Annotated in this window: 10 protein-coding genes and 1 pseudogene; 9 read left to right on the top strand and 2 right to left on the bottom strand. The window is 41.9% G+C overall.

Features of this window, described 5'->3' with window-relative positions:
• The first annotated feature begins 368 nt into the window (after nt 1-368).
• Nucleotides 369-1,742, top strand: a complete 1,374-nt coding sequence (locus V7L20_RS09225; RefSeq protein WP_334743783.1) for a DUF2252 domain-containing protein — start codon at nt 369-371, stop codon at nt 1,740-1,742.
• A 427-nt stretch (nt 1,743-2,169) separates the two neighbouring features.
• Here V7L20_RS09225 and V7L20_RS09220 read toward each other — a convergent pair whose 3' ends face one another.
• On the bottom strand, nt 2,170-2,703 hold the full coding sequence (locus tag V7L20_RS09220) for a hypothetical protein (RefSeq protein ID WP_334743782.1): 534 nt from the start codon (nt 2,701-2,703) through the stop codon (nt 2,170-2,172).
• A gap of 212 nt (nt 2,704-2,915) precedes the next feature.
• On the opposite strand from V7L20_RS09220, the gene V7L20_RS09215 reads away from it, so the two are divergent.
• From V7L20_RS09215 to V7L20_RS09180, 8 genes are all read left to right on the top strand, one after another.
• A complete protein-coding gene (locus V7L20_RS09215) occupies nt 2,916-3,557 on the top strand; it encodes a hypothetical protein (protein WP_334743781.1) in 642 nt (213 codons plus the stop codon).
• Nucleotides 3,554-4,045, top strand: coding sequence for a hypothetical protein (locus V7L20_RS09210; RefSeq protein ID WP_334743780.1), 492 nt, complete (start codon nt 3,554-3,556; stop codon nt 4,043-4,045). Before V7L20_RS09215 ends, V7L20_RS09210 begins: the two co-directional genes overlap by 4 nt.
• Before the next feature lie 8 nt (nt 4,046-4,053).
• A complete protein-coding gene (locus V7L20_RS09205; RefSeq protein WP_334743779.1) occupies nt 4,054-5,361 on the top strand; it encodes a hypothetical protein in 1,308 nt (435 codons plus the stop codon).
• Nucleotides 5,362-5,435: 74 nt separating this feature from the next.
• Nucleotides 5,436-5,600 (top strand): hypothetical protein, encoded by a 165-nt coding sequence (locus V7L20_RS09200; RefSeq protein ID WP_334743778.1) that lies wholly within the window; start codon nt 5,436-5,438, stop codon nt 5,598-5,600.
• 63 nt (nt 5,601-5,663) lie between these two features.
• The gene (locus V7L20_RS09195; RefSeq protein WP_334743777.1) at nt 5,664-5,951 is read left to right on the top strand and encodes a hypothetical protein; all 288 of its coding nucleotides are present in this window, start codon (nt 5,664-5,666) and stop codon (nt 5,949-5,951) included.
• Nucleotides 5,952-6,129: 178 nt separating this feature from the next.
• Nucleotides 6,130-6,465, top strand: a complete 336-nt coding sequence (locus V7L20_RS09190; protein WP_334743776.1) for a hypothetical protein — start codon at nt 6,130-6,132, stop codon at nt 6,463-6,465.
• Nucleotides 6,466-6,528: 63 nt separating this feature from the next.
• Nucleotides 6,529-6,720 carry a hypothetical protein gene (locus V7L20_RS09185; protein ID WP_334743775.1) on the top strand — a complete coding sequence of 64 codons (192 nt, stop codon included), beginning with the start codon at nt 6,529-6,531 and terminating at the stop codon, nt 6,718-6,720.
• A gap of 4 nt (nt 6,721-6,724) precedes the next feature.
• The gene (locus V7L20_RS09180) at nt 6,725-7,144 is read left to right on the top strand and encodes a BRO-N domain-containing protein (protein WP_334743774.1); all 420 of its coding nucleotides are present in this window, start codon (nt 6,725-6,727) and stop codon (nt 7,142-7,144) included.
• Between the two features lie 318 nt (nt 7,145-7,462).
• On the opposite strand, the pseudogene V7L20_RS09175 reads toward V7L20_RS09180, so the two are convergent.
• A pseudogene (locus tag V7L20_RS09175) lies at nt 7,463-7,987 on the bottom strand (AIPR family protein).
• Nucleotides 7,988-8,492: the final 505 nt, after the last annotated feature.

Genomic DNA, 8,492 nt, shown 5'->3' with positions numbered 1-8,492 from the left:
TCTCGGCGTTTTTTTGTGACTTTTTTACACATTCTCAATCAATCTTAGCTATGCCTGCGGTGAGCGTAGCGATCGCACTTCACCTGCCCACTTAAGCAAATTCATACCTAACAAGCTTTTTGGACTTTTCTATCCGTCGAACTCACGTTACTTTAAGGGGCTGTCCGGTGTCGCTCTTGGTTTTCCTCTATGGGGGCAGCGTAAAATTCTTGACAGCAATCTTTTTACTGGCTATAAATAGTTGTTACATTGTGCTTTAAATAACTTTATAAGTTATGACTCAAGGTGGTAAAAGAATTGTTGTTGGATGGTTGTGTCTACACAAGAGTCCAGCAAGAGTTAATTTCTTTACCATCTAAAAGACTTTCATGCTCAAACACATATCTGCAATCGCAGCCGTATTCATTTTAAATTTGGGGTTTGCATCTGCATCTGTTGCTGCAACTCCCCGTTCAACTTGGGTGGAAAATGAAATTTACCAATACAACCATCCCTTTGCTTCTCAATTGCCCCAAGAACTGGCAACGAAAATGCAAAAGATGACAGCTAGCCCCTTCGCCTTTTATCGAGGAACGGCTGACATCTTCTACCGCGATATGCAAACATTACCAGGTTCAGCATTTGTCAATTCCTCTACAAGAGCGATTTGGTTAGAGGGGGATATGCATCTGCAAAATCTTGGGGGAATGAGGGATAGCAACGATAATAACGTCTTTGATACCACTGACTTTGATGAAGGTTATCTTGGGCCCTACGTTTGGGATTTGCGACGTATGGCAGTCTCGATTCTCCTAGCAGCCAAAGAAAACGGCCTAAGCTCCAGTGATGGTCAAGATATTGTCCGAAATTTCCTGGATGCTTACCTCAACAAGATGAGCGACTTTAAGGGGACTAATGACGAGCTATCATACCGTTTGCAACAGAGCAATACCAATGGTGTGTTCAAAGATTTAATTCAACAGGCAGCAGCCAAGAGCCGCTCTAGTTTGCTAAATAAGTACACGCTGCTAAATAGTAGTAGCAATCGAGTTTTTCAGACAACCTCTGAACTCCAGCCTGTATCCAGCAGCACCTACTCAGATATTACTGGAGCGATGAGCAGCTACATTGCTTCAATTTCTAGCAGTAAGCGTTACAGCAATAGTTACTACACCCTAAAAGATATTCGTCTCAAATTAGGTTCCGGTACTGGTAGTCTTGGTAAGTATCGGTATTACTTGCTGATTGAGGGCCCAACTTCAGCAACCGATGATGACCGGATTTTGGAGATAAAGCAGGAAGCTTCTAGCGCCGTGGCGATCGCAGTTCCAGGTTTACTACCAAGTTCAGTCTATGGAAATCATCAAGGAGCGAGGGTGACAATCGCCACCAAAGCGATGCTCTCTAATACTGACCCTTTGGTTGGCTACACTACGGTCAGTGGTATCCCCTTTATGCTGCATGAAAAATCTCCTTACCAGATGGACTTTGACTATACCTTACTAACCACTAAATCAAAATTCATGGATGCGATGGGATATGCAGGTAAGGTCGTTGCTAAAAACCATGCTATCTCCGATCAAGATTACGATGCTAGCATTGTTCCAGAAAGCGTTGACAAGCAAGTGACTGATATTACCAGTGGTAACAAGGCTGTATTTTTTGATGAGATTGTTAACTTTGCTCTAGACTATGCAACTCAAGTCGAGTACGACTACACCAGTTTCGTGAATGCTTACAATAGTGGGGTGACACTCTACTAAACAGTTCCTGTTTATTGCAATTGTTGAATATGGGCGATAGTGATCACAGGAGTGCGATCGCAGCAGGCATCGCTTAGTTTCCTCTGGTGCGGACACTACGTGAACGCTTGAATTGGGAGCGATGCCTGCGGTGGTAAACTACACACTCCTAAACCCGTTAACTAACAGCTTTACTTAATTCAGTTCTTTTGGATAATCAGCTAGTCAGTTACACCCTTTATAATACCCTTGGAACGCAATCAGTTAAACCTATTCTCATTAGGCATGTGCGTTATCCTTTGGAGTTGTCGTAGACATCGCTCTTTTTTCCTCTCTACGAGACGCGCTTACGCCAACGCTTGATTGGGAGCGGTCAAGCTACTGAATAGTAGTTTGACCCAGCATCCCAGGGGGTGGAGAAGTCAGCACTCCAAGAATAACGAAGTAGTTACTTTCTAATCTTGAGAGCTTTTCCCTGAACAGTTGGGGCAGAAGGAACACTTAGTAAACTGTTGATAGTGGGGGCTATATCGATATTGCGAATTGTGCCGATATTGCCACGGCGTTTAATGTCGGGACCTGCGGCATAGAAAATGGCACTGAGATTAGGGATGTTGGGATCGTAGCCATGTGCCCCATAGAAGTTAGGCACGGAAAAAACTGAATTATCCGCGTTGCCTAAACGAGTTATAGCCGGAGTTTGTCTTCCGTCAAAGTTATATCCTTCACCCATGATTGCAAAGACATCACCAGTATCTTGACCAACAAATTCACTTGTACCCAATCCAAAACTTGGGTCGTTTAAATTAATTGGTAGGGGACGAGGGTATATCTGGTCAAAAACTGCCTTTTTTTGTGGTCGGAGGACATAGTTAGGATGGGAGCAACATTTACTGAGTATATATATTAATATTTTCCTGAAAATAGATGTTTTAGCGTAGGCGTAGCCCGCCGTTCGCGTAGCGTCTCGTAGAGAAGGCATCGCTCGTTTTTTGCCTCACTTCAGAAAATCGCCTTGCTCCCAACAAGAAAAGGCTGCCGAAGTAACTACCTTGACGGATACCAAAGGTTTTTATCAGCAACTATATTTTTTTTGATGAAGGGTAAGAAGTACGAAGAAGTCAAAAGACTTCTAATTACAAATTTCATACATTTACGTCGCAAAGATTTTGAACAATGGAGGAAGAAACAATAATGTTTACCAGAAAACAAGTAATCGAATATTTTAGCGATCGCTACAGCGATGTGCAAGTGATAGAAGCACTCCGAATCATGCGTGACCACGGAGCAGATGTTGACCCCGAAGGCGATGAGTTTAGCCCAGATATCACAGAAGAGTTGGAGAAAGTGTTTGAACTTGCTGGTGCAGCAATTAATAACCATTTGCACCTGCCAGCATCAGAACAAGAATCGTCTGCGATTCAACAAGCAACTAACATGGCGGCTAGTGTTATCCCAAACGTCAATCATCAGATGATGGCGGGGATGATTCGGGTGGTGATGAATGGTGCAGTAGCCCAAGCCAATGCTATAGCAATATTAGAAGCAAAAGTTTTTCAAAGGGCTTTAGACCATAGCAGAGGTGCAGTTGCTAATTCTTTCCTTGAGCAAACACAGTACAGCACCCAATACTTGCGTGAGCTTTCGGACAATGATGGACAGATAAACAAACTGCTTGCTGGCTACAGTGTCGAAACAGTAGACGTTGATGTGTTTTTGAGTGAGGTTAAAGCTTTGACCCCTCAAGTCAAATCGGATGTACAGAACTTTGAATCGGGAGCAAGTACGGATACCAGTTTTAGTATTGATGCTTTTTTAGAGGAGATGGGCGAGTGAACTTCCCCTGGCTTTGGAGAAAACATAAAACATCAATTGTATTTGGCACGTTAATTGGGGCATCTCTACTTTATTCCTCTGGTGATATTCAAAGGAATATGGGAGCAATCACTGATATTAAGCAATCTATTGCTCAAAATTCTAAACAGCAAACAATCCTGGAGCAGCAACTTGAGTTTGAGAAGGAACAAGCCAAAATTGCTGATGCCAGATATAAAACTGGATGTCTGCCGATTGTGGCTACTGTCTACCCCCATAAATACGTGACGATTGTGCAGGGAAAAGTGATCCTAGACAGAATCACACTAAACCCGTTGCCTAAAGGAACTGTAGTCTGTGATGCCAATGGTAATACTGGTGTGATTACCTTGAGAGGAAAAGTGGAGGCGATCGCTTTTCCCGGAAATAGAGATTTAGTTGCCACTCGGCTTAAACGCTTTCGTGGTGGCACATACAGCCAACCAATAGATTCAGGAGCAAAGCAGTGAATTTTACGATGCCTAAAAGAGAGAATGGGCTAAAAACTAACCCTGCTTTGAGGCTTTTGTATTGGGGATTAGTGATAGCTGGTATCTGGTTTGCCTACTTAAACATTCAGCCTTATGAAAGAGCAGTATCTTTTTTAGGAGCTAAAGCCACCAGTAGCGCATTTATTTCTCTGGTCGCTTCAATCCCTCTGCTCAATGGGATTGCAGCAATATTTTCAAAGAGTCTTTCTTGGATACTCGGAGCAATACTTTGGAGCGTAATTCAGATTATTGAAATACTGCCCCTGATTCTCTATAACAATGAAAAGTTTATAGAAAAGATTGTTACCGAGGCTGATGGGCGTTCTCGCTATCAAGAGAAAGATACTGATGATCCCACTCTCAGGATACTCAAACGTACATACAATCATCTTCCAATCTCTGTTGTCAGCAACTTAGAGGTGTTGAAAATCTTTACCTACACAGTTGATTTCCTGATTACTTCTTCTAATTCCCTGCAACAATCCACATTTATCTCACAGCAATCTAATTCGCATTCTACTGAACTCGCAACTACTAATACTTCATCTTCAGTTCACAATCCCACACACATTATAGATATAGTTCAAGAAATTGCTTCACCTATCCGTAACTGCATCATTTTTGGGATTGGTGGAAGCGGTAAAGGAATGCTGCTTGCTAATGCCCTACGTCGAATCAAAGCCGAAAACCCAAACCGCAAAATCTTTTATATTGACCCCAAAAATGAGCCATCTGAATATGGTTATACAGAGTGCGTGGTTGACGTTGTTCGACGTAAAAAATGCAAAGATGAATCCCCAGAAAATATTTGTAAATGGATGGACGAAGTACTTGACGGAACCAACGAAGAAATAGGGTACATCGAATGGGCTAATAACCAATCAGAATCTTTATTAGTTATTGATGAAGGTTCCACCCTTGGAGATGCGGCTAAAAAATGCCGAAACGAGCGGATTGGAACATTAATTTTACATATTTCTTCACTTGGCGGTTCTAGCAAGGAGAATGTTTGGCTACTTGCTCAATCTCCTTATGTTGGGCCATTAGGGTTAAATTTATCAGCTACTAGCCAAATTACGGCGGTCGCTATTATTTCTGACAAAAATACTAATGTTTTAAAACAATGGAAAAAGTCACCGATTCTAGAAATGATTGATTTAGTGCAAATAAACACTTTGATTAAAGCTTCCCCTTGCAACCGCGCTGTGTTCTTTGGCGGTAATTCCACATGGGGCGCAATGCCAGAATTGCCTAACTATTCTGCTCTTGACAGGGACAATGACAAACCAACATAAGATTCATTCTCAACCCAACAACGGCAACAGTTGAGAACAGTGACAGCCGCCGCACAAAGAAGTCCTTCAGGGCAATGATTGATTTTTTGGAGCGGACACGGCATCTAACACTTGAAGATTTTATCGTCAAAGAATTGGGGGAGAATGAGCGTGCTGATGAATTAAAAACAGCAATTATCACACTTATTCGTCAAACTGACCATCAAAGATTAATTTACAAATTTAAAATTGATGTTTGATTGGATATTTTATTCACTTCTGCCTCGAATCTCATTAATTATTGAACCAATTAGACTTACATAATGCGTAAATCCTTAACTTCATTTGAATACGCTAGTAACTGGTCAATAACTTGCCGTCGTGTCTATCGTCTTCAAAGCCGTTGCACTAATAATCCCTGGCATGGCAAAGCTACGATAGTACATCATCTACATTATCGGCGATCGCTCCTGCGCCGGATTTTGGAAATGTTTTTACTGCATTTTCCTCGTGCTTCCGTGTCTGGTTACGAAATTCCTGGCTGGGATTGTGTAGGGGTATGCTCCCGTTGCCATGAAAATTACTATGGCAGAAGTAGCAGCCGCATCTGAGTTCACTACCATCAAGTCTGGGTACAAAAAGGTGGACTCAACAACCACCAGACTTGGATTAAGGCTACATCTCTACGAATTAAGTTTTGCTTTCTTGCGTTAACCCGTATTTGACATTTCCTCTTTCATCATTATTCACAATTTTTTTAACGGATGATTCTCTTAATTTTTTGGTGTCATGAGCGAAAAATTAACCACAGCATTACAAAAACTAGCTATCAGTCCAGTTAAGCAAGACAGATTGGCTATTGAACGCCTAGAAAAACAGTACGGCGCTTCTTTACTAGAAATTATTAATCAGATGGAAAACTATGCCATCGTTCACCAATCTATTGAAGACGAAAGGGCTAAACCCAGAAATCAGTTGATTATCATTTGCTATTATGGCTGTCTTTGGGGTGCAGTTATTGGAATTGCGACGTTATTTATCAAGCCCACTGTGACTGTAGCGGCGATTGGATTGGGCTTTTCGGCTGGGGTGTCTGGGAAATTGTTGGTTCAAAGAAGGGAGTAGGTTGAAGTAGTTGAAGATTGGTTTTAATTGTTTAGCTGAACTCTTAGATTCATTGGAGTAAATATGTCTTGGTCGAAATCGATTTCTCTTGATGTTGCTAATAACATTTTTGACGTAATTGGAGTTTCTTTTGAACAGAACGAATTAGAGGGCGGTTACATCGCTAAACATGAAAGTAAAACCTTAAGAAGAGCAACGTTAACCGCTTGCTGTATGGCTGTTTTAACTAACTGGGTAACAATTAAGGAAAGTTGAATTTATGTCATACCTATCAATTTTTGTGTTTGAGTCTCAAGAAGTTCGCTTCGTTGGTACACCAGAGAAACCAGAATGGGTCGCTGCCGATGTCTGTGCGATTCTTGAAATTAAGAATCCAAGTGATGCGTTAGGTTCTTTCGATGAAGACGAGAGGGGTCTAGCTAATGTCTATACCCCTGGTGATGACAACCCTCAAGGACAAGAAATGCTGACTGTGACTGAGCCTGGGCTTTACCGTCTGATTTTCAAATCGCGTAAACCAGTTGCCAAACGGTTCCAGCGTTGGGTATTTCACGAAGTCCTTCCATCCCTGCGGCGCACTGGCAAATATGAGATGCCCAAGCCAAACCAACAACAAAATACTAAACCCAAAAGAGTACTTGCTGTCAGGCAGAAGCGTCGTTTTACGTATATCTATTGATGCCAAATCGTTGGAACCCTTTCTTCTGGGGTTGCTGATATGTTCTTGGATGATTTCGTAGAGCCTTTGCTCTATCCACAGACCTTGAGATAGCAGAGGCAAAAGTGCAGTTAATCTTTCCCTTTCCGTGTCTGTGATGTTACTGGGAATACTCATACCTGCTGGTTGTTTGACTCGTTTATTGCTGTCAGGGTTGTATTTATTTCTGTCGAGGCAGTAAAGGAGCTTGAGCAAATGGGTGACATTGCACTGGGCATTTCTGGGAGCGCCGCTTTGGTTTTGGTAATAGGCAATGCGGAATTTTCTATCTTCTTTGAGTTATAACTGGGCTAAATACTGCTTGAGAAATTTGTAATCACCTCTGGCGTTAACTTTGGAGCGAGAATCAACTGGTGTTGTGGTATTTGAAGCTAGAGCTATATCCTTGGCTGATTCTTCAGTCAGTCCGATGTGAATCGTAACTTTTACCTTAGCTTGGGTAGATCCTATTTATAGTTTTTAGCTTGTTCAAAGGCTAGAACTGTATGCGCTCCGTTGATAAATCCCATCACTACCCCCCTCGTTAGCTTCTAATATCTCCAGTTCTAGCTCAGTTTTATTCTTGACAGGTTCAGCTTTATTGTCTGACAGAACAATTCCACTGTGGCGAGAGAAGAATTTTGCAGGTTCGGTTGTCAATGAATCAAAGATTTGTCTGTAGGTTGCGCTTTTACGGTTTGGTTCCCGGATGTTCGGTTCTAGGGGGAGGTCTATCGGGAAGTTGTCTACATGAGCGGTGGCGATGATGCAATCGGGGTTGGCTTGAAAATAGTTATCTATTTTTATGTTCCAAGTCTTGGGCATACTTTGTTTGCAACGTCAGACGAATTTCTATCTTAACCAAAACTAGGGTGCAAGGTTTGGGGTGTAAGACCAATAGGAGCTACCTTTGGCTTACCAACAGTACTACACCCAACAGCTTTTGACAGTTTTGTTGTTAGTATTGACACGTATAGTGTCACCGTCACTGACGCTTACAACTGTAGCAGTCAGATTATATTTCTTAAAAAAGTCTGAGTAGTACAAGATTGGAAATACCAAGGCAGATGTTATGGTGATCGCGATTAAACTAGACAACGGGAGCAACGCGATTTTGTGAGGTGCTCAAACCTTGGATGTATATAGCTTGTTTCGGGATGCGATCAGCTACGCTGGGCGGTTACGCTATCGCAACTAAAAAACCAAGTTTTGTTGAGAATATAGAGGTGTAATTAAGAGGATGTCTGAAAAGTAAGAAAGCTCACATAACGGTATTCTGTCAGGAGAAAAAATATTTAAGTATGACAGCGTTACCAGAACCATGAGTCCA

Origin of the sequence: Nostoc sp., from assembly GCF_036916735.1 — a bacterium.
GTDB lineage: Bacteria > Cyanobacteriota > Cyanobacteriia > Cyanobacteriales > Nostocaceae > Nostoc.
Note: the sequence above shows the minus strand (reverse complement) of the source record. Positions and strands in the feature narration are given on the sequence as shown.

Excerpts from the sequence above, each read along its gene's own strand:
- V7L20_RS09225 (WP_334743783.1), top strand. The coding sequence starts at position 369 with ATGCTCAAACACATATCTGCAATCGCAGCCGTATTCATTTTAAATTTG.
- V7L20_RS09220 (WP_334743782.1), bottom strand. The coding sequence starts at position 2,703 with ATGCCTTCTCTACGAGACGCTACGCGAACGGCGGGCTACGCCTACGCT.
- V7L20_RS09215 (WP_334743781.1), top strand. The coding sequence starts at position 2,916 with ATGTTTACCAGAAAACAAGTAATCGAATATTTTAGCGATCGCTACAGC.
- V7L20_RS09205 (WP_334743779.1), top strand. The coding sequence starts at position 4,054 with ATGCCTAAAAGAGAGAATGGGCTAAAAACTAACCCTGCTTTGAGGCTT.
- V7L20_RS09200 (WP_334743778.1), top strand. The coding sequence starts at position 5,436 with ATGATTGATTTTTTGGAGCGGACACGGCATCTAACACTTGAAGATTTT.
- V7L20_RS09195 (WP_334743777.1), top strand. The coding sequence starts at position 5,664 with ATGCGTAAATCCTTAACTTCATTTGAATACGCTAGTAACTGGTCAATA.
- V7L20_RS09190 (WP_334743776.1), top strand. The coding sequence starts at position 6,130 with ATGAGCGAAAAATTAACCACAGCATTACAAAAACTAGCTATCAGTCCA.
- V7L20_RS09185 (WP_334743775.1), top strand. The coding sequence starts at position 6,529 with ATGTCTTGGTCGAAATCGATTTCTCTTGATGTTGCTAATAACATTTTT.
- V7L20_RS09180 (WP_334743774.1), top strand. The coding sequence starts at position 6,725 with ATGTCATACCTATCAATTTTTGTGTTTGAGTCTCAAGAAGTTCGCTTC.